Source organism: Niallia sp. Sow4_A1 (assembly GCF_052116745.1).
Taxonomy (GTDB): Bacteria; Bacillota; Bacilli; order Bacillales; family Cytobacillaceae; genus Niallia; species Niallia hominis.
Genome location: NZ_JBQKKM010000059.1, coordinates 1 through 20,391, shown reverse-complemented (window position 1 = coordinate 20,391; position 20,391 = coordinate 1). Strand labels below are relative to the sequence as shown.

Sequence of the window (20,391 nt, the reverse complement as noted above, 5' to 3'; positions counted from 1 at the left end):
AAAAAAAAAAAATCCTCACCCTTTTAATAAGATGAGGATTCCTTCTATTCCTATTATGTCCAATATATTGTCTTTTATTTCTTACTTGAAATATCAAGCCAAACGGCAACAATTAAAATTAGCCCTTTTACTATATACTGCCAAAATGTTTGGATATTCATCATACTCATTCCATTATCAATACTTGCCATAATTAAAGCACCAATGAGCGCCCCTACAATTTTCCCTTTCCCGCCAATAAGACTAGTACCGCCGATAACACAGGCTGCAATTGCATCAAGCTCATACATATTACCTGCACTTACCGTTGCTGCATTTAATCTACTTGTCAAAAGAACACCCGCAACACCAGCAAGACCACCCATGGTAATAAAAACCCACAGCGTATTTCGTTTAATATTAATTCCAGACAGTGCAGCTGCCTCTTGATTTCCACCAATGGCATAGACATAACGGCCAAATGGCGTTTTATTTGATATAAAGATGAAAATAGCTGCTAATGCTAAAACAATTAATATCGGAATTGGGATACCTAAATAACGATTTAACATATAGGTTGCTAATAGAATAAAGAAAGAATAGATAGCAACCTTGCCGTAATCAACCTTTGCAGTAGGAATCATCAATCCCATACTTTTTCTCTTCGCACGGTTTTGAATCGTCCAAAAGACTAATAGAGCTATGCTTACTAATGCAAGAATATATCCCGGTATATATGGGAAATAGCTGGTTCCAATTTTTTTAAAGCTATCACTCATTGGAGCAACAGTTTGCCCCTTACTTAAACCAATTAAAATCCCCCGAAAAATCAGCATGCCTCCTAATGTAACAATAAAGGCTGGAACAGCGCGATAAGCAACCCACCATCCTTGCCACAATCCAAAAAGGGCTCCTACAATCACAGCACTAAGCACCACTAAAAAGGTGTTCCAATCATACCAGACTTGTAGAATAGCAGCGATTCCTCCCGTTAATCCTACTAAAGCTCCAACCGATAAATCAATATGACCTGCTACAATAATTAATGTCATCCCAATAGCAAGAACAGAAATAACAGACATTTGGGTAAATAAGTTAGAGATATTTCTAGAAGAGAGAAATTCACCACCAGTGAAAAAGCCAAATATTAGGGCAATTAATACTAAGGCAATAATAAGGGTGTAAGATTGCATATCAAATTTAAAGCTTAGCTCTCTTTTCTTGCTTTCTTCAACTGTTTGATGCTGAATATTCATTTTTCTTCCCTCCTGTTGCACATGTCATAATTTTTTCTTGTGTAGCTTCTCCTCGTAAAAACTCGCCAGAAATCCGTCCTTCTGCCATAACAAGCACTCTATCCGACATGCCTAATACTTCGGGTAATTCTGAGGAAATAATAATAATGCCTACCCCTTGTTGGACAAGCTCATTAATAATCTTATAGATTTCGTATTTTGCTCCAACATCAATTCCTCTTGTTGGTTCATCAAGAACTAATATTTTCGGATTATTTAATAGCCATTTACTTAAAACTACTTTTTGCTGATTTCCACCACTTAGTTGTCCAACCTTCGCTTCTAGGCTTGGGGCTTTTAGCTTCATTTTTTCTGTTATATCTGTCGCCATTTTTACTTCTAATGCCTGATCAATAATATTTAACTTAATTACTTTATTTAAAGCAGCAAGGGTCGTATTCTTCGTTATGTCCATCCCTAAAACAAGTCCGTAGCGTTTCCGGTCCTCTGAAACATATGCTAAGCCTTCTTTAATCGCATCAGCAGGTTTTTGGATGTTTGTTTCTTTTCCATCAATGATGACCGTTCCTTCTTTTCTGCCCTTAAACCCACCAAAGAGACTAATAAATAATTCCGATCTGCCTGCTCCCATTAAACCTGAAAAGCCTAAAATTTCTCCTTTTTTAAGCGAAAAGGACACTTGATCAATTAGTTTATTTCCTTGCTCATCATATGCGGAATAATCTTTAACTTCTAAAATACTTTCTTTACTAATGGCATGTTCCTCGTATGGAAACAGTTCTGTTAATTTTCTCCCCACCATCTTTGTTACGATTTTATCCTCTGATAACTCTTCTATTGAATTCGTACTAATTGTCTGGCCATCCCTTAAGATTGTCACGGAATCCGCGAGTGACATAACTTCTCCTAGTTTATGAGAAATATAGATGCACGTAACTCCTTGTGAACGTAAGTCCTGCAACAGGTTTATTAAAATTTCAACATCACTTTCTGTTAATGCAGCAGTTGGTTCATCCAAAATCAGTATATTTGTCTTTTTCGTTAAAGCTTTAGCAATTTCTACTAATTGTTGTTTACCAACCGTTAAATCAGAAACCTTCATTTGTGGGTCAATATTCAATCCGATATGATCTAGCCATTTTTGTGCCTCCACAAATATTACGTTCCAATTGATCACCTTTTTTCTCATGAGCTCATGACCAAGGAACAGGTTCTCTGCCACAGACATTTCGCCAACGAGAGCAAGCTCTTGATAAATGATGCCAATCCCAGCCTCTTGGGATTCTTTAATGGATTTAAATTGTACATTTTGCCCATTAATGATGATTTGACCGTCGTATGTTCCATGTGGATAAACCCCACTTAAAATTTTCATTAATGTTGATTTACCCGCGCCGTTTTCTCCGCAAAGTGCATGAATTTCTCCCTTTCGAACGGAGAAACTCACGTTATCTAATGCCTTAACACCTGGGAATTCTTTGATAATCCCTTTCATTTGAAGTGCGTATGTGTCCATTATTGGTTTCACCACCTATTAGTCAGGGGAAAGCAGAAGCTGCTCTCCCTTTTTTGGATTGAAATAGCTAAAGTTTTACGGACGATCTGGACGTTCATTTTCAGAAACATTTTTATAAACGTCATCATAAGAGTGGAATCCATCCTTTATTACTGTTTCCACAATATTCTCTTTCCCTACTTTAATTGGGTCCAATTTAATAAATGGCACATCCATTTTTCCATTATTAACAGTGGAGTCTGATGACACTTTCTCTCCCTTTCCTAACTGAACAGCTACTTCAGCACTCTTAGTTGCAATTGCCTGAATTGGTTTATACACAGTCATTGTTTGAACACCCTCTGCAATACGCTGAACCCCTGCTAAGTCAGCATCCTGCCCTGAGATAACTACTTTTCCAGCAAGATCCTGTGCTTCTAAGGCCTGAATCGCTCCACCAGCAGTACTGTCATTAGAGGCTACTACTGCATCGATATCGTTTTTATTTGCGGTTAAAGCATTTTCCATAATTTTCAAAGCTTCGTTCGCATCCCAATCTTTTGCCCACTGATCGCCAACGATTTCAATATCCCCTTTATCAACAAGTGGTTGAATAATATTCATTTGCCCTTCTCTAAACATCTTGGCATTATTATCCGTTGGCGACCCTCCCATAAGGAAGTACTTTCCAGAAGGTACTTTTTCTACTAGATATTCTGCTTGCATTTCCCCAACACGCACATTATCGAAGGAAACGTAGGCATCAATATCGGTTCCATTAATTAATCGGTCATATGCTAAAACAGGAATACCTTCAGCCTTTGCTTGATCGACTACTGTTGACAAGGCATCTGAATTAATAGCTATAATCACTAGTACATCAACACCTTGTGAAAGCATATTTTGTATTTGAGATAATTGTTTTGCTTCATCACCATTTGCGGATTGTACTAAAACATCTGCTCCCAACTCTTCTGCTTTATCAACAAAAAAATCACGGTCGTGCTGCCAACGCTCGAGTGTTAAATCAGAGACGGAAAGACCAATGGTAATCTGTTCTTTCTCTGCTTCCCCTTGATCCTTATTTCCTTTATCATTTGCTGCAGTACCATTTGCATCCTGACCACATGCAGCCATAATAAACATTAGCGATAAAACAAGTAAGAACGAAAGAAAGCCTTTACATTTCTTCATGAAAAAATTCCCCCTATTTATTTAATAATTGATAAGATATAAATCCTAATGCATGTTCAGTTAAGATAGATTGATTCCCCAGTATGATCGACATAAAGTTGATTTAAACGTGTTGATGAATGCACATTACTTGCTCCCATTCCCTCCTTTAAACCAATTATAAAACGCTTTCTTAAAAAGGATATATTTTTTCATACACATTGAAAATGGAATATATTTTATAATCCTTTAATATTTTACGAAATTCACCTTTCTTATAAATCTTTTTAAAAACAAAAAAATCACCCAAAACATAGTAACTGAATTGGAGCGATTTCTTTATTTGAAAGAATGATAATCTTTATTCAAATTTTCATTCCTCCCGATATTGTGTTGGATTTACACCCGTAACTTTTTTAAATACCGAGCTAAAATAATATGCATCTCTATATCCAATCTGAGAGGCGATTTCCTTAATCCGTAAATCCGTATTCTTTAATAGCTCTTTCCCCTTTTGTATGCGTAAGTTCGTTAAATAATCACTGAAATGTTCGGAGGTGATTTCTCGAAACAATATACTTAAATAACTTGGACTAATATTAAATTCGCGTGATAGGCTTGTTAATGAAATATTATCTGCATAATTTTCATTCATATAATGCTTCATTTCAACGATTAGCCTTTCTGTACGATTACCACGTTTCGATTCAATAAACGTATGAATCGTCGAATAGAAAGAATATAAGCGATTCTCTAATTCTTTATATGTAAAATTATTGTCTCGTTTGAAATAGAAAGAAAGTCCCGCTTCTCCAAATATCTCATTCACATCATATCCTAATTCATTAATTGTTTTACAGGACATCAATAAAATATTATTAATGGCTGTAGATACTGCTTCATACGGAATACCCGAGTTCTTTAGCTCTGCAAGCAGTTCAGCTACATCCTTTTTTACTTCTTCAAAGTCACCTGATTTTAAGTCACTGTAAATTTTATGATCCACTATCTTTTGTAATTGCTTGCTGTAATGAGCATGATCCATACTAACATCATAAAAGAAATACACTCCACCTGGTCCATGAATTCTACTTAATGCAGCTGCTGAACATGCTTCTTCGTAAGATAAGTGTAAATCTAACAATTGATTATAACCATTTCCTATACCTATTGTTAAGAAGAATCCTTTTTCCTTCCCCTCATTTGAAATAACCTTTTCTAATTGGCGACTAACGTGCAGAATATCTTGGAATATAATTAACACAATTTGATCTATTTTATAATTCAGGATATACCCCTTTTCAATCCGATCATCTTTTGCAGTTAGTGCCCATTCCGTATCCATCATATGAGAAAGCCGTTTATATATGGATAAATTATAAAGATACTTTTCTTCCTCCTCTTTAGCACTTTTACATTCTTGAAACTGTTCCAAATTTATTACAGCAACAAAAAAAGGGGTATTCTTAAGATGATCCATTTCTACATATTTCAAGTCATTCTCTAGATTTCCTACAAAACAATTGGTAAGTAAATTCTGAATTAGCTTCTCTCTTAAAGAGCGTCTGTTTTCTCTCAATTGTTTTCTCATTTCTTCAACATTCTCTTGCTCCCCCTTATCACGAACTAGTTCTTTTTTCACACTTAAAACGAGTTTTAATAGATTCTTCGATTGAAAGGGTTTAAGCATATACTCACAAACCTTTAAGGTGATAGACTTTCTTGCAAAGTCGAAATCAGCATGCCCTGAAATAATGATTACCTTTACTTGCGGATAAAACTCTTTTACATGTTTCGTTAATTGGATGCCATCCATTATAGGCATTTTAATATCGGTAATAAGAATATCAATTTGGGACTTTGCTAATATTTCGACTGCTTCCGAACCATTTTCCGCTTCAAATACTTGTTGAAAACCATGGCTCAACCAATCCGTATTATTGATTATTTTATGACGAATCATATCTTCATCTTCTACAACCAATAAATTAAACATAGTATTCCCCCTCATATTTCTACAATCGGTAAAATAACTGTTACAGATGTTCCTTCGTTTTGTTTACTTTCAAAATAAATTCCGTACTCATTTCCATAGGTTAGCTTTATCCGCTCATTTACATTTCTAATACCAAAATAATCATTTTCATCCTCAATCTTCTCTATTCCTGTTAATACATTATTAATATGTTTTACCTTTTCAGCAGTCATGCCAAGCCCATTATCGACTACTTCCAGAATAACCACACCGTCCTTTTTCTTCCCTTTAATTTCAATTAACCCTTTCTTCTTCATCAACCGCACACCATGATAAATCGCATTCTCCACCAATGGCTGTAAAATCAGTTTGACTGTTTCATAATTCAAGATAGCTTCGTCTATTTCCACCCTTGTATCAAATTTATTAAAAAAACGAAATTTCTGTATGGAAAAATAGTTTCTAATATGTTCTACTTCAGCCCCTATAAGAATGACATCCTTTCCATGACTTAGCGATGTTCGAAAAAACATCCCTAGTGCTTCTATTAAATCCAAAGCCTCTTCAATTCGATCTTCCTCTAATAATCCGATAATTGAATCTAATGTATTATAGACAAAATGGGGTTTTATTAATTCTTGCAGTGCCTTCATCTCTATTTTGCGAATTTTCACTTGATCATCCCTTGTTTTCTGAACTAGCCATTGAATCCGATTCATTAATTCATTGAAACTGCTAGCTAATTGCCCTATTTCATCTTTGGTTTTTACTTGTGCCCGCATGTCTAAATTATCATCTGCAAATTGTTTAATTGTTCTCCGTAAATCGCGGATAGGATTGGTTAAGATATTCGTTAAATAAACGCTGATTAACACAACAACAATAAGACTACCAACAGCAATGACAAGGGTTAACTGGCGAATTTTATTAATATCAGCATTCACATCATCTGCATAGGTAACCCCTATAATATTCCAGCCAGTAATTTCTGATTGCTTAAAGTTAACTAAATAATGATTACCCTTTACCGTTTCTTCAAAGGATCCTTTCTCTGACATTAGCAATCTATCATTCGTAATTAATTCCTTTATAAATTTAGGATGACTTGTATCTACTGGAAAAAAACTAACCTCTCCCGATCTATCCGTAAAGTAGACATATCCTTTTTCTCCGAGTTTGATATCGTTTACAATTCGATTCAATAAACTCACATCAATATCGATACATAAATAAGCTGGTTCACTTAAACTAGGAGATAGAATTTTCTTGCCGATGGAAAATACATTACGATTAAACATGTCGTTATAAGGTGATTTCACTACAAATTCCCCTTCATCAGCATTTCTCATATTCGCAAAAAATGGGTCATTCACATCACTCCAATATACACCTTGAGCGCTGATTGTCTCTCCTTTATATGAGATAATTCTTATATCCACTAAATCAGATTTCATGTTTTTTATTAGTTGAATCGTTTCCCATAATCGAACCGTATATTTCTGTATCCCATCGATGTCTCCTGCTTCATTTAACCTTAAATACTGAATCGTATAATAGTCATCATAGATTTCTAGAATATTCTCGATATCCAAAATGTAGGTCTCTATATTTTTATCCACGCGTTCTATTACCTCGTTTGTATAGACATTGACACTATTTTGGAGATCATTTATGTAATATTGATAAGAAAGATATCCAAGAATTAATAATGGAATAAGGCTCATCGCTAAAAAACAGACAATCATTTTTGTTCGGATGCTATAAAAATCAATCCATTTCAGCCATTTTTCCATCTATTTAATCTCCCATGGCTTTTTTCTTTTTAGCAACTCTTCGTAATTATTAGGATTGCCAAACTCTAACTCCGTGTATATCATGGTCTCTTTTACTTCTTCCCCGTTAATTAATTTATACATATTTTCAACACTAAGGCGTCCCATCTCTTTAAAGCTTTGCCCGACTAACGCATCAGCTAATCCTTTATTAGCAGCGAATACAATCGGATAGAAAGTATCCACAATAACAGCTATTCCGCCATTTTCTTTCCATTTTTTATACGATATCATTCCTTCTGGAGGAGAAAATAGAGGCCATGCTCCAGCACTGAAAAACAAATCAAAATCAGGATTTTCTTTTACATAATTCTCAAGTAACTCAGAAGCACGATTAATGTCATCGAAGGATTCTACTATATCAACAATCTCTAAATCTAATTCTTCTGTTGCCTTTTTAAAGCCTTCGATTCTCTCTTGCATATTGACACTTTCTTTGACCCCAGTCATAATCAGTACCTTCAATGGTCGTTTATATTTCTTATTTTCATTTACTATTTTCACCAATGATTTGCCGCTAACCTTTCCAAGTTCATAATTATCGGTACCTACATAAAATGCCCGATTGCTTTTAGGAGCATCTGAATCAAAAGTTGCCACTTTAATCCCTTCTGATACAGCCTTATTGATGAGCGGAGTCATTTTCTTTGTATCTAATACACTAATAACAATGCCATCTACTTTTCTTTCGATTAAGCTCTCTACTATATTTTCTTGTTCTTTGCTATCAACTGTCATTGGGGCTAACCATTCCATCTTTATCCCTAACTGTAAGCTTACTCGTTCCGCTTCTTCCTTTGCTTCTATGAAAACAGGGTTATCAAGTGATTTTGTCACAAAGGAAATAATCTTTTCCTTATCCTGATTAGGTAATGACTCTTTATAGACTAGGTTTCCTTGTGGATTATTTTTGGATATACGAATACTATTAGAGTGTCTATTTTCACATGCACTAACGAATATAAGCAAAATGATTAACAGCATATAGCCTTTATTTCTCATGCTTTCTTCTCCTAACCTAATTGTAAATTTGTCTATCTTTTAATCGAAAAAAACAATACAGAAAGGATATTCAAATCGTTGTGATAAATCTTAAGTGAAGAAAAAATGAAATCGCTACCAAAATAATCATTAGTATAACTCAAAGAAACAGCTTTGGACTGGATCAGGATGATTTCATTTGAAGGTTTTTTTTGAATTAGCTCATTCCAATAATACGATGAAATAACATATTTGTTAACAATATTTTCTATTTTTTTCATTACTTTTGTCAATATTAAAGTCACCATTTCATCTGAATTGGTGACTTTAAAAGGATAAGACCCCTAACTGGCAAAAGAGGAAGGTCTTTTCCATATTCTTTTTTTACGTCTTTCCTCTTTATAGGACTTGCCACAATATATTTATTGTCCTTCTACAATTGTGGAAATCTGCCACGCAATGCCAAATTTATCTTTAACTTGTCCGTAAGATGGACTCCAAGGTGTTTCTTGAAGAGGCATTACTACTTCTCCACCATCTAAAAGTTTATCATATACTTCTTTTGTTTTTTCTGGATTATTTAAGAGAACTGCTACATCCACTTGTGAACCAACTTGGTATGGTTGTCCAGGAAAATTGTCGGATAACATAAGAAACGTATTACCTATTCTTAATTGCGCATGTACAACACGATCTTTTGCTTCCTCCGAAAGTGGAAATTCAGGATTCTCAGGCAAGTCTCTATACGTTTGAACTCCAAGGTTCTCTGCCTCTAATGCATTTTCATAAAATTTCACTGCTTCCTTGCTATTTCCATTCATTCTTAAATAAGCATGAACTCCTAATATCATTAAGAACACCTCTTCAAATTTTTATATGTATCTGCTTCCAATGTATTAATAATTATCAAGACATTTTTATATGCATCATTATTTTGCGAAATTAAGTATTTTAAAGCATACAATGTCATTACATGACTTGCCTTCATATCAAAAACTCCTGGACCTTTAGCATGATCCCCCTCTGCTTTAAATGGGCGTTTGGCAACTGTACCAGCGGGAAAAACGGTATCAATATGTCCAATTAATAAAATGCTTGGATTCGTTGCCTCTTCATGCTTTAAGACGATATTATTCCCTTTATCAGGAACCTCGTGCACGTCTGCAATAAATCCAAGAAGTGCAAATTCATTAATTAATATGTCTCCTACTTTATCTACTCCTGCTTTCTGATAGGATCCACTATCTATATTTACGATTTGCTCAAGCAAGTGGAGCATATTTTCCTTTTCTTTTTCAAAATAGTCCTGCATTCCTCTACCTCCTTATTTATCATACTAATCCATATTTAATCTTGCACCTTCACTTTATCAGAAATATCAAAAAATTAAATATAATACATGGTTAGTATAAACTAAAACGGCAAAAGGAGAGAAAAACTTTTTTAGTTCCTCTCTCCTTTTGCTATATACTAGTTAAGAATTGAAATCATATATTTTTCCTTTAATCAAATACCCTGTGCTTTCCGCCATATTTGTAATATGGTCAGCAGTTCTTTCCAAATAGCGATTGATAAATAATAATTGGACAAGCTGATTCGTTTCTTCTGGATGCTCACTTAAGTATGCTGTCAGTTTCTTATATGTTTCTAAATAATAATCATCTACTTCATCTTCTAACTTACTGATTTCTTTCGCAAGAACAATATCTTCTTCTATAAAGGATTGGATTGCTTTTTTTAGCATTTCAACCGATATTTCCTTCATTTTTTCTAGATGTGTTAACTCTAAACGAGAAGTTGTTTTTCCAATTTTAATTGTTGCTTTTGCAATGTTTACTGCAAAGTCTGCTACCCGTTCAATTTCAGAGGAGATTTTAATAACACCAATTACGACACGTAAATCTCTTGCAACTGGCTGCTCTTTCGCCATTAGCCAAATCGCAAAATGATTAATTTCAGATTCTAGATTATCAATGTCGTTGTCCTCTTCCATTACCTTTAAAGCAATTTCTACATCTTGCGCTTTTAATGCATCAAATGCCTCTTCCAAAGAAGCAATCGACATTTCACCCATTTCTCTAATTTTACCCTTTAACTCTTCTAGCTTTTTCTCAAAATTCTCTCGAATGACCATTAGTTCCTCCTATTATCCAAAGCGACCTGTTACATAATCTTCTGTGCGCTGATCTCTTGGTGTAGAAAAAATCTTATTCGTTTCATCATACTCTACTACTTCACCGTTTAAGAAAAAGGCAGTTTTATCTGAAATTCTTGCTGCTTGTTGCATATTGTGTGTCACAATAACAATTGTATAATCTTTTTTCATTTTTGTAATCAGCTCTTCTACCTTCAATGTGGAAATTGGATCTAAGGCAGAAGTAGGTTCATCCATTAAAATAACATCTGGTTTCATCGCAATCGCACGTGCAATACATACACGCTGCTGTTGTCCACCAGATAAACCAAGGGCAGAAGTTTTCAAACGGTCTTTTACTTCCTCCCAAATCGCAGCCCCTCGTAAGCTCTCTTCGACAATTTTATTTAATTCTTTCTTATTTTTAATACCTTGCATTCTTGGTCCATATGCTACATTGTCAAAAATACTCATCGGGAATAAATTAGGCTTTTGAAATACCATACCTACTCTTGTACGTAATTTTATGACATCATGTGAAGCATATATATTTTCCCCATCAATGACGATATCTCCTGCAATTTTTACGCCGTCAATTAAATCGTTCATTCGATTCAATGTTCTTAAGAAGGTTGACTTCCCACAGCCTGAAGGTCCGATTAAAGCCGTTACCTTTTTTTCTTCAATATCAAGAGATACGCCAAACAGTGCTTGCTTTTCTCCGTAAAATAAATTTAAATCACTCACACTAATTTTCGATGTACCAGATGTAGCTTCTTCTTGACCTACCTGTAAAAATGCTTTCCCAGTTTTCTTTTGGTTTTTTTCCTTTACTGTTGTAGTCATAAACATACTCCTTATAAATTAGTAGTCTGCTTTATTCAACTTTTTGGATATATATGTTGCGATAAGGTTGATAGCTAGAATTATTACAATTAAGACAATGCCGACTGCAGCAGCTAATTCTATATCTCCAGACTCTTGTGTTACTAAAAACGAATGAACAGTTAATGTTCGTGCAGAAGAAAGCAAGCCCTCTGGCATTGCTGCAACTGTTCCGGCAGTCAAGAAAATAGCTGCAGACTCCCCAACAATTCTCCCGATGGAAAGAATTATTCCGGATAAGATACCTGGCATCGCACTAGGTAAAATAACCTTATATAATGTTTGTAATCTCGTTGTCCCAAGGGCTAAAGATCCTTCTCGATAGGTTGGAGGAACTGTTTTTAAAGATTCCTCTGTAGTTCGGATAATAACCGGTAAAACAATAATTGCTAATGTTAAGGAAGCTGCTAAAATAGACATTCCTAATTTTAAGGTTGTTACAAAGAATACTGCCCCGAATAAACCATAAATAATCGAGGGAATACCTGTTAAGCTTTCTGTTGCAAAACGAATTACTTTTACCAATCGTCCTTGCTTCGCATACTCTTGTAAGTAAACAGCCGCTAATATTCCAATCGGTGTTGCAATAATTAAAGAAATGACAATCGTATAGATGGTTGTTATAATCATTGGCCAAATTCCACCACCACCTGTTGGGGAATAATCGCCAAAAATAAACTCGAAGCTAATTAAATGTGCACCTTTATAAAAAATATATTCAACAATCATTACAAGGACGGCAACGGATAAGATGGCAGAAAACCAAAGAAGTCCATGCAACAAATCATCTTTCATCTTTCTCATCTTATTTGCCACCCTTCGAACTAATTTTTGCTAAAACAAAATTCAAGATTAGAATAAATGAGAATAATACAATTCCTGTTGCAAATAGCATTTCTTGATGCGTACCAGCAGCATAGCCCATTTCAAGAGCAATGTTAGTTGTTAGCGGACGAATACTATCTGTTAAGCTTGTTGGCACAATCAAACTATTACCAGCAACGAGAATTACTGCCATTGTTTCTCCAATTGCTCGCCCTAACCCTAATACAATAGCTGTCATAATCCCGGATTTAGCAGCTGGGACCACGACTTTAAAAATAGTGCCGATTTCCGATACTCCAAGAGCAAGAGATCCTTCACGATATGTTCTTGGTACAGCGCGAATCGCCGTCTCTGCCACTGTCACAATCGTTGGCAACATCATAATTGCTAACACTAAAATAACAGCTAATAAGCTTTGACCCTTTACTAAGCCTAATGTATTTTGTAAAAATGGAACAATGATTGCTAGACCAAAAACACCGTATAAAACGGAAGGAATACCTGCTAAAAGCTGAATGGCTGGTGAAACAATTTTCGCTATCCGCTTTGAAGCGATTTCTGCGAGAAAGATTGCCGTAAACAAACCAATCGGAACGCCAATAATAAGTGCTCCAACTGTTGCATATAGGGATGCAACGATCATTGGCCAAATTCCAAATTTCCCTTCACTCGGCACCCAGTCGACGCCAAAAAGAAAGTCAAAAAAACTAAATCCTTCCGCGATAAATGGATGAGCTCCTTTATAAAATACAAATCCAATAATTAATAACAAACTAATGACGGAAAGAAGAGCACAAACCAAGAATACTCTTGCTGACACCTTCTCAAACAAATATTTTCTTTTATTTGCCTTGCCCATCTCTGAGGCTTGTTTTTCAGTCGTTTGAATAGACACTTTGTTTTCCTCCAAGATTACTTCTAAAGATTTGGTTTTACTTTATTGGGATAACCCCTGCTTCTGCTGCAATCTTTTGACCTTCATCACTTAAAATATAATCGATGAATTTCTGTCCATTCGCAGTTAGATCTCCTTCTTTATAAACAAACAAAAACGGTCGTGATAAACTATATTTTTTTGCTAATACATTTTCAGCCGTGGCTTCTACACCATCAATATCGATTGTCGAAATAGTATCATCAATATATTCAAAGGAAATAAAGCCAACTGCATGTTTATTATTTGCAACGGTTGTTTTAATATTTCCATTCCCACTTGCGATGATAGAGTTTCTAATTAATTCGCCTGAGCTATAGCCTACAATCTCCTGAAAGGCATCACGTGAACCAGATCCATCCTCCCGAGAAACAACCACAATCTCCATGTCGTCTCCACCAAGCTGACTCCAGTTCGTCACTTCACCAGTGAAAATTTGCTTTACTTGTTCTAAAGTTAAATCTTTTACTTTATTGCTCGGATGAGTGACTACTACAATTCCATCATAAGCAATTACAACTTCTTTTAATTTTTGCATTTCATCTTCCTTTAAATCCCGAGAAGACATTCCAATCTCTGAGACACCACTTATTGCATTGGTAATACCTGCAGAAGACCCAATTTGATTTATTTCAATTTTTGTATTTTCGTGTTCATGATATTTTGCTGCTAATTTCTCAGCAAGCGGTCCAACGGAAGTAGATCCTGAAATCGATATTGGTTTACCGTCATTTGTCGATTGTTCTGTTTCTTCATTACTTGCACATGCTGATAATAAAGCTAGTATAGTCAGAAACATGAATACCATTTTTAGTTTTTTTATTATGACCATGATTACCTCCAAAAGAATAGCAACTTTTCTTTGTCATATCTTGTCTAATAGTATGATAAATCTCCAGTGTAAATATTCCATTGACTCTATGTAAAGGTTTTGTAAATTACGTTAAAAACAAGCTAGCATATGTTATTTTTTGTAAAAATAATTCTAATAGATAGTAGATAGTAAAATTTGGGAAAACGCAAAAAAAACAGATAATATACCTAATCTTTTTCTCTGTATTATTTATATTTAAACTGGTATAACTTTCTAAAAAGCAACGTTTAAGATTATAATAGGCGAAGATGTATTATTTTATGTAAATTAGGAGGTTGCAAAATGGACAAACAAGGTCAAGAAAGATTTTTATCCTTTATTTTACAAAGAGTACAAGAAGGAAAGGAAGAAGAAGCGAAAGCCATATTAACGGAAAACTTCCGAAAACAAGACGAAGGCACTTTTTCTCAAAGTGATATTGCAGAATTTATTCCTAAAATGATTACTCTGATAAAACCAGAAAAATTAGAGGAAATCCAAGCAATTGTAAAGCAGTTTTCCGGGAACTTCGGAAGTAAGTAAGAATGTAAGCTTTCATTTAAAGAAAGCTCACAAAAACAGAACTATCTCCAATGCTTGTCTTTTTTATCCCACTTATCCTTTTATTGAATATGATATTGGGTGTAAAGTGAATGGGCGGTAGATAATAAATGAGTGGACATTTTAAAGAAATATTCGGATCTACAATCAACACGCTTGGTACTATCCAAGCTGCTATTGGAAGTACCCCTTCTTTCCACCTTTCTAAAGAAACGAATTATCAGCTCCGGTTAGTTGGTAATGTATTACAAGGAACAGGCAGCGCATTATCAGCTGGTGGACAAGGAACGATTTCATTAGAAAAGCTAGGAGATGAAATTCAAGCAATTGGAAATTCAACGGTTGTAACCGGCTTAATTCTTTACCTATTGAGCAATACGCAAACAGAGCAAAAATTAATTATTACAGGCAACTGGATTCAGGCATTAGGTAGCTTTGTCGGACTTACTGATGAATTTTTTGACCATACGGCGGCTGGAAGAATCGAAAATATAATTGGTGGTTTATTACAGGGGATTGGAAATTCTTTGCAGGCAATTGGTGGAACGGAACAATTAAAAGGTTTAAGTAGCCAGCAAAACCTCGGCACCATTGGAAGCTGGATTCAAGCGACCGGAGCTGTCCTTTCGCTCATCGGGCAAGTAAAAGAAGAATTAGATGAGATTGTGTTAAATATTAATGAATAAGGATTAGGCAGAAAAAATAAGCATTTTCGAGAGGAAGAAAACTCTTTCTCTCTCCTTTTTTCCTTTTTGGCCAAATGAAGTTCAAAATCGCTATAATCAGGTCAACGCTTAATACTATTGTCCATAATTTTACTACATCCTCTAGAGCTTCTGTACGAGCTGTTTCCCTGATTAGAATAGTCAAGCTTAATAATATACCTGTTCCAATCACATAGGTATATTATTACTTAAGCTTAATCTTTATTTAGAATGAAAACTTTGATTGTTTTCAGAATATAAAAACGGCGTCAACTAGCCGATATAAGCTTATTGAACGCCATTTTCTCATATTATAATCATATTGTATTTAACATAGAAGTAAAAGAAAAACTATATCTTCCATATTGTTACATCTGTCTAACCTGGAGTGCAGTTTATACTAAACAATTTACGAGTTGATATTAACATAATCGTAGTATTGGTTTAATTGCTTCTCCCTTTTTAGAATCTTCGAAAGCTTCATTAATTTGGTCAAAGTCATAGAATTTAACTAATTTATCAAATGGGAATTGACCATTTTTGTAGTATTCTACTAGTTGCGGGATAAATACATTTGGTACAGAGTCTCCTTCAATTACGCCCATCATGGTTTTTCCTTCCGCCATTATATCATTGTGAACATCGATATTCATTTCAGGTGTAACACCTACTACTGCTGCAACACCTAATGGGCGTAGTGCTTGTAAGCATTGACGTACTACTGGAGGGAAACCAGTTGTATCTACTGCATATTTTGTTCCACCGTTTGTTAATTCCTTAATTTCCTTCACAACATCTACTTTTGTTCCATTAAAGGTATGTGTCGCCCCAAGTTCTTTTGCAAGTTCTAATCGTGTATCATGAATATCAACTGCAATGATTGTTTTACAGCCAACTATTTTTGCAGCCATAATAGCACTTAAACCAACTGCACCTGCACCATAGATAGCAATAGTTGATCCAAATTCAGGCTTAATTTTATTTAAAACAGTACCTGCTCCTGTTTGGATTCCACAGCCTAAAGGTCCTAAAAGCGCTAAATCTACTTGTTTATCCACTTTGACAACATTACGCTCATGCGCAATCGCAAATGTACCAAATGAGGACTGACCAAAGAAAGTGGAAAGTGACGTACCATCTTTGGACAAACGATGTGTATGATCATCATGGGCACCACCAAAGTTTAAATCATTAAATGTTTCACAAACTGTTGGATGTCCTGTTAAACAATTTTCACAGTGTCCACAATGTGCAAATGATAATACAACATGATCACCTTTTGCCAAGCGTGTAACTCCAGAACCAACCTCTTCGATAATTCCTGCTCCTTCATGACCAAGTACTGCAGGCAGTGGAGCAATTGCTGCGTCACGTGCAACAGCATCTGTATGACAAACACCTGTTGCAACAATTTTTACTAATACTTCATTTTCCTTTGGGGGAGCTAATTCTACTTCTTCTATAACAAAATCTTTACCTTGTCCAGGTGTAACTGCTGCTTTAATCTTCATATAAAATCCTCCTTTGATATGATATGTAATTAAATGTGACAAATTTGTGAATTCATTTTCATCGTAATCCTTTCTGAAAATAGATACAATATAAGTAAAGGAATATGTATATTTATTATGATTCATAAGAGGGGTTCGTATGCAATTATTACAATTAAACTACTTTCTAACTGTTGCCAAAACTGAACATATGTCTCAAGCAGCACTTCATTTAGATATTTCACAATCATCACTAAGCAAAACAATCGCTAGATTAGAAGAGGAGTTAGGTGTACCTTTATTTGATAGACATGGAAAGAGTATTCGACTGAATAGTTATGGAAAGTTTTATGCAAAGGAAGTAGAACTAGCACTTAGAATCTTAGAAGATGCCCATGAAACTGTTCAAGAAATGGCAGAAATAGAGGAAGATCAAGTGTCTATTAGTGTCATGAGTTCCACCATACTTCCGACTGTTTTTAAAGGTTTCTACGAAAGAAGACCAAATGTACGGATTCAGCAATCAATATTACCAGACCTTATCGCAAAAGAACGATTACTCCGAGGAGAAATTGATTTATGTGTTTCTAATACTCCCATAACAGGGCCAGATATAGAATGGCTACCTGTCTTAAAAGAACGATTAGATTTAATTGTTCCGAAAAATCATCGATTGGCACACTTAGATGAAATTGATTTACTAGAAGTAAAAAATGAACGATTTATTGGATATAAGTCAGGATTAGAATCTATAAGTATGTATGAAAAATGTTGTATACAAGCGGGATTTACACCGAATATGGTTTTTGAAGGAACGGAAATGTCGATTGTTTTGCAGCTTGTTGATGAAGGAGAAGGGATTTCCTTCTATCCGCAGTATTCCTTTTTAGGAAAACAACTAACCAACAGTAAAATCATTCGTCTAAAAAATGACCATTGTTATCAAATGGTCGGTTTCGCATGGCTAAAAAGTAGACATTATTCTTATGTAGCAAGACAATTTCGGCAACATATGATTGAATCGTTTATGGAAATTAATAAAAAGAACGGAGACATAGGCAAAACCTAAGTAAGATATGTTAGGATATCAGCCAAACTCCAGCACATATCAGCAAAAATTGGGGTTTATCAGCCAAAAAACATAACTTTTCAGCCATAGAATATAGAATAAGAAATTAATGATAGCTTTTATGCTATCATTCTCCATCATTCAAAAGAAGAACATAGACTGGATTAAATGCTCCAGTCAGATTCTGTTTTCTCTCTCCTAAACCGTCATCTTCCAACTAGACAAAGCGAGCCAATTCTCTTTTTCTTTGTAATCAGGCATCAGCTTCCCAACAAGCCTCCAAAAGGAGCGATCATGATTAAGATGGACCATGTGACACATTTCATGGATCACTACATAATCTATAACCTCAAGTGGAGCCATTGCTAACCTCCAATTGAAGGTTAATCGTAAGTTAGAATCACAGGTTCCCCAATTGGTTTTGCTATCTGTAATACGTATCGATCGGGGCTTTGTTTTAAAGTTGCTTTGATAGAAGGAGACTCGCTCTTCCATCAAAGCCTTACTTCTCTGATAATAATACCTTCGTAATAATTGTTTGATTCTTTCCTTATCAAGATGCTTTACATAGATATGCAGGATTTCTTCTAAAAACTCCACTCTCTCTTGCGTAATAGTGATATCCTGGATAATTTGAATTGGATAGGAATTACCTAAATAAAGAAATCTTTCATTATTCTCATATACCTTTTCCTGTGGTCCATCCATTCTTTTCTTCATTTCTTGTACTTTACTTTGGATGGAATCCCAGTTTCCCTCTAGCACTTGAATTATCCGTTCATCAGGCGTCTTTTTAGGTGCTAAAATTTCTATATTTCCATATCCATCTATCGTAATCCCAATGGAAGTTCGATTTTTATACTTTACATCAAAAAGGATGGTTTCCCCTAAATATGTATGTATCATAGCTTCACCTAACTGCTCTTAACCCCTATATTTAATGGCTAGTCCTTTTAAGAAGTTTCTAGCGAAATTATCTAAACATACTTTATAATTTTTATGCCCCTCTTTTCGTAAAAAGGCGCCTAGTTCTCCTTTTGATACATTTAATCCAGCCTTTTTAAATATATCTATCATATCATCAGTAGTTAATGACAGCGCGATTTTAACTTTCTTTAAAAGGATATTATTTACACTCGTATTATTTTTTATTGACGATTCAGGGGTATTGGGTTTTCCTGGTTTCGGCTCTTGCTTTCCCCTTTTATAAATAATAAAGCCATTTAAAAAAGAATCTAACATACTATTCGTCAATTTCATTTGATCATCATTCTCTGCTTCTTCATCTGACTTTTTAAGTATTTTAACTACCTCAGGTACAGATACCTCTTTCCCTCCAAGCTTAAATATTTCTGCCATTTCACTATTTTTTATTTCTAATGCATATCTTAATCGAATTAATATATCATTATTTTCCATTGTTTGACCTCCAATTTACAAAACTACATATTTTTCAGTTTATCTTTTTTCTTATTGCAAAGACAACACGCTAGGACATTTACTTTATCTAAATAGCTTTGTTTTATCATAATACGAAAAGCGAATGGTAGTAGTTGTTCCTTGATTTTTTGAGCTTGCGAAGCCGATCTTGCCATTATATTTTTCGACAATATTAAAGCAAATCATCAAGCCTAAACCTGTTCCTTTGCTTTTTAAAGAATAAAAAGGAGCGCCAAGTAATGCCACTTCTTCCTCCGACATTCCTTTTCCATAATCGATTACTTTTATTACAACAAAATCCTTTTCCTTTTCAGCCTTTACTATTACCAAATCACCATAATTAGAAGCTTCAATCGCATTTTTTATGATATTTATGAATAATTGCTTTAATTCCATGATATTAGCAGAGATTGTACAATCATCTGTTACTTTTAATTCAATCCGATTATCATGTAATAGTCCATAGGAATGGAGCAAATCTGTAACACTCCGGAGAACATCCTTAACATCTACTATCTCTGCAGCTTGTTCTTGATCTGGTTTAGCCATCGTTAAAAATTGTGAAATTACCTGTTCAGCCATATTTAATTCATCAACCATTAGATTAAAATGACATTTTTGATTAGAGGAAAATGAATTATCCTTTTCATATAACTGCAAAAATCCTTTCACAACGGTTAGAGGATTTCTAATCGATTGAGTCAAGTTTTTGTGGGAGTTTTTTATAGCTCCCTTTTTATAAAGTAAAACTTCTAATTTTGTATCCGTTTTCTAAATGTTTTCTTTTATCAAAATTTCGTTTTTT

Annotated in this window: 20 protein-coding genes; 3 read left to right on the top strand and 17 right to left on the bottom strand. The window is 34.7% G+C overall.

The annotated features are described in order from the left end of the window. Positions 1-74: 74 nt before the first annotated feature. From ACTQ5K_RS22335 to ACTQ5K_RS22275, 13 genes are all read right to left on the bottom strand, one after another. Entirely contained in the window at positions 75-1,235 is a 1,161-nt protein-coding gene (locus ACTQ5K_RS22335; protein ID WP_441994323.1) for a sugar ABC transporter permease, read from the bottom strand. Further along, on the bottom strand, positions 1,210-2,751 hold the full coding sequence (locus ACTQ5K_RS22330) for a xylose ABC transporter ATP-binding protein (protein ID WP_441994322.1): 1,542 nt from the start codon (positions 2,749-2,751) through the stop codon (positions 1,210-1,212). Before ACTQ5K_RS22330 ends, ACTQ5K_RS22335 begins: the two co-directional genes overlap by 26 nt. Before the next feature lie 75 nt (positions 2,752-2,826). After that, positions 2,827-3,924 (bottom strand): D-xylose ABC transporter substrate-binding protein, encoded by a 1,098-nt coding sequence (gene xylF / locus ACTQ5K_RS22325; RefSeq protein WP_441994321.1) that lies wholly within the window; start codon positions 3,922-3,924, stop codon positions 2,827-2,829. A gap of 352 nt (positions 3,925-4,276) precedes the next feature. Next, complete coding sequence (locus ACTQ5K_RS22320; protein ID WP_441994319.1) at positions 4,277-5,899, bottom strand: response regulator; 1,623 nt, start codon at positions 5,897-5,899, stop codon at positions 4,277-4,279. Between the two features lie 11 nt (positions 5,900-5,910). After that, positions 5,911-7,671, bottom strand: a complete 1,761-nt coding sequence (locus ACTQ5K_RS22315; RefSeq protein WP_441994318.1) for a histidine kinase — start codon at positions 7,669-7,671, stop codon at positions 5,911-5,913. After that, positions 7,672-8,712 carry a substrate-binding domain-containing protein gene (locus ACTQ5K_RS22310; RefSeq protein WP_441994317.1) on the bottom strand — a complete coding sequence of 347 codons (1,041 nt, stop codon included), beginning with the start codon at positions 8,710-8,712 and terminating at the stop codon, positions 7,672-7,674. Between the two features lie 401 nt (positions 8,713-9,113). Beyond that, a complete protein-coding gene (locus tag ACTQ5K_RS22305; RefSeq protein ID WP_441994316.1) occupies positions 9,114-9,542 on the bottom strand; it encodes a VOC family protein in 429 nt (142 codons plus the stop codon). Next, positions 9,542-10,003, bottom strand: coding sequence for a M20/M25/M40 family metallo-hydrolase (locus tag ACTQ5K_RS22300; protein ID WP_441994315.1), 462 nt, complete (start codon positions 10,001-10,003; stop codon positions 9,542-9,544). The genes ACTQ5K_RS22305 and ACTQ5K_RS22300 overlap by 1 nt, the downstream gene beginning before the upstream one ends. Before the next feature lie 162 nt (positions 10,004-10,165). Then, positions 10,166-10,825, bottom strand: coding sequence for a phosphate signaling complex protein PhoU (phoU, locus tag ACTQ5K_RS22295; protein WP_441994314.1), 660 nt, complete (start codon positions 10,823-10,825; stop codon positions 10,166-10,168). Between the two features lie 12 nt (positions 10,826-10,837). After that, positions 10,838-11,671 (bottom strand): phosphate ABC transporter ATP-binding protein PstB, encoded by an 834-nt coding sequence (gene pstB / locus ACTQ5K_RS22290; protein ID WP_441994313.1) that lies wholly within the window; start codon positions 11,669-11,671, stop codon positions 10,838-10,840. Positions 11,672-11,689: 18 nt separating this feature from the next. Further along, positions 11,690-12,514, bottom strand: a complete 825-nt coding sequence (gene pstA, locus ACTQ5K_RS22285) for a phosphate ABC transporter permease PstA (protein WP_441994312.1) — start codon at positions 12,512-12,514, stop codon at positions 11,690-11,692. A gap of 1 nt (position 12,515) precedes the next feature. Continuing rightward, positions 12,516-13,430: a phosphate ABC transporter permease subunit PstC gene (pstC, locus tag ACTQ5K_RS22280; protein WP_035416095.1), complete on the bottom strand. Its 915-nt coding sequence runs from the start codon at positions 13,428-13,430 to the stop codon at positions 12,516-12,518. Positions 13,431-13,467: 37 nt separating this feature from the next. Further along, positions 13,468-14,301 (bottom strand): phosphate ABC transporter substrate-binding protein, encoded by an 834-nt coding sequence (locus ACTQ5K_RS22275; RefSeq protein ID WP_441994311.1) that lies wholly within the window; start codon positions 14,299-14,301, stop codon positions 13,468-13,470. Positions 14,302-14,625: 324 nt separating this feature from the next. On the opposite strand from ACTQ5K_RS22275, the gene ACTQ5K_RS22270 reads away from it, so the two are divergent. Beyond that, a complete protein-coding gene (locus ACTQ5K_RS22270) occupies positions 14,626-14,865 on the top strand; it encodes a hypothetical protein (protein WP_441994309.1) in 240 nt (79 codons plus the stop codon). A 128-nt stretch (positions 14,866-14,993) separates the two neighbouring features. Next, on the top strand, positions 14,994-15,569 hold the full coding sequence (locus ACTQ5K_RS22265; protein WP_441994308.1) for a DUF6944 family repetitive protein: 576 nt from the start codon (positions 14,994-14,996) through the stop codon (positions 15,567-15,569). A 440-nt stretch (positions 15,570-16,009) separates the two neighbouring features. Here ACTQ5K_RS22265 and ACTQ5K_RS22260 read toward each other — a convergent pair whose 3' ends face one another. After that, complete coding sequence (locus ACTQ5K_RS22260) at positions 16,010-17,098, bottom strand: NAD(P)-dependent alcohol dehydrogenase (RefSeq protein WP_441131027.1); 1,089 nt, start codon at positions 17,096-17,098, stop codon at positions 16,010-16,012. Positions 17,099-17,237: 139 nt separating this feature from the next. Here ACTQ5K_RS22260 and ACTQ5K_RS22255 point away from each other — a divergent pair, with 139 nt between their 5' ends. Further along, complete coding sequence (locus ACTQ5K_RS22255; protein WP_441131026.1) at positions 17,238-18,146, top strand: LysR family transcriptional regulator; 909 nt, start codon at positions 17,238-17,240, stop codon at positions 18,144-18,146. A 198-nt stretch (positions 18,147-18,344) separates the two neighbouring features. Here the strand turns inward: ACTQ5K_RS22255 and ACTQ5K_RS22250 are convergent, their stop codons facing one another. The 3 genes from ACTQ5K_RS22250 to ACTQ5K_RS22240 all read right to left on the bottom strand — a co-directional run bounded on the left by ACTQ5K_RS22250 (position 18,345) and on the right by ACTQ5K_RS22240 (position 20,291). Then, positions 18,345-19,052, bottom strand: a complete 708-nt coding sequence (locus tag ACTQ5K_RS22250) for a M48 family metallopeptidase (protein ID WP_441994307.1) — start codon at positions 19,050-19,052, stop codon at positions 18,345-18,347. A gap of 18 nt (positions 19,053-19,070) precedes the next feature. Beyond that, the gene (locus tag ACTQ5K_RS22245) at positions 19,071-19,565 is read right to left on the bottom strand and encodes a DUF1456 family protein (RefSeq protein ID WP_441994306.1); all 495 of its coding nucleotides are present in this window, start codon (positions 19,563-19,565) and stop codon (positions 19,071-19,073) included. 84 nt (positions 19,566-19,649) lie between these two features. Further along, positions 19,650-20,291, bottom strand: a complete 642-nt coding sequence (locus ACTQ5K_RS22240; protein WP_441994304.1) for an ATP-binding protein — start codon at positions 20,289-20,291, stop codon at positions 19,650-19,652. Positions 20,292-20,391: the final 100 nt, after the last annotated feature.

What these genes read in the sequence shown, in the direction of transcription:
- xylF (WP_441994321.1), bottom strand. Translation starts at nt 3,924, where the DNA reads ATGAAGAAATGTAAAGGCTTTCTTTCGTTCTTACTTGTTTTATCGCTA.
- ACTQ5K_RS22270 (WP_441994309.1), top strand. Translation starts at nt 14,626, where the DNA reads ATGGACAAACAAGGTCAAGAAAGATTTTTATCCTTTATTTTACAAAGA.
- pstB (WP_441994313.1), bottom strand. Translation starts at nt 11,671, where the DNA reads ATGACTACAACAGTAAAGGAAAAAAACCAAAAGAAAACTGGGAAAGCA.
- ACTQ5K_RS22275 (WP_441994311.1), bottom strand. Translation starts at nt 14,301, where the DNA reads ATGGTCATAATAAAAAAACTAAAAATGGTATTCATGTTTCTGACTATA.
- ACTQ5K_RS22250 (WP_441994307.1), bottom strand. Translation starts at nt 19,052, where the DNA reads ATGATACATACATATTTAGGGGAAACCATCCTTTTTGATGTAAAGTAT.
- ACTQ5K_RS22260 (WP_441131027.1), bottom strand. Translation starts at nt 17,098, where the DNA reads ATGAAGATTAAAGCAGCAGTTACACCTGGACAAGGTAAAGATTTTGTT.
- ACTQ5K_RS22245 (WP_441994306.1), bottom strand. Translation starts at nt 19,565, where the DNA reads ATGGAAAATAATGATATATTAATTCGATTAAGATATGCATTAGAAATA.
- ACTQ5K_RS22315 (WP_441994318.1), bottom strand. Translation starts at nt 7,671, where the DNA reads ATGGAAAAATGGCTGAAATGGATTGATTTTTATAGCATCCGAACAAAA.
- ACTQ5K_RS22305 (WP_441994316.1), bottom strand. Translation starts at nt 9,542, where the DNA reads ATGATATTAGGAGTTCATGCTTATTTAAGAATGAATGGAAATAGCAAG.
- phoU (WP_441994314.1), bottom strand. Translation starts at nt 10,825, where the DNA reads ATGGTCATTCGAGAGAATTTTGAGAAAAAGCTAGAAGAGTTAAAGGGT.
- pstA (WP_441994312.1), bottom strand. Translation starts at nt 12,514, where the DNA reads ATGAGAAAGATGAAAGATGATTTGTTGCATGGACTTCTTTGGTTTTCT.
- ACTQ5K_RS22310 (WP_441994317.1), bottom strand. Translation starts at nt 8,712, where the DNA reads ATGAGAAATAAAGGCTATATGCTGTTAATCATTTTGCTTATATTCGTT.
- ACTQ5K_RS22265 (WP_441994308.1), top strand. Translation starts at nt 14,994, where the DNA reads ATGAGTGGACATTTTAAAGAAATATTCGGATCTACAATCAACACGCTT.
- ACTQ5K_RS22320 (WP_441994319.1), bottom strand. Translation starts at nt 5,899, where the DNA reads ATGTTTAATTTATTGGTTGTAGAAGATGAAGATATGATTCGTCATAAA.
- ACTQ5K_RS22255 (WP_441131026.1), top strand. Translation starts at nt 17,238, where the DNA reads ATGCAATTATTACAATTAAACTACTTTCTAACTGTTGCCAAAACTGAA.
- ACTQ5K_RS22300 (WP_441994315.1), bottom strand. Translation starts at nt 10,003, where the DNA reads ATGCAGGACTATTTTGAAAAAGAAAAGGAAAATATGCTCCACTTGCTT.
- ACTQ5K_RS22330 (WP_441994322.1), bottom strand. Translation starts at nt 2,751, where the DNA reads ATGGACACATACGCACTTCAAATGAAAGGGATTATCAAAGAATTCCCA.
- ACTQ5K_RS22335 (WP_441994323.1), bottom strand. Translation starts at nt 1,235, where the DNA reads ATGAATATTCAGCATCAAACAGTTGAAGAAAGCAAGAAAAGAGAGCTA.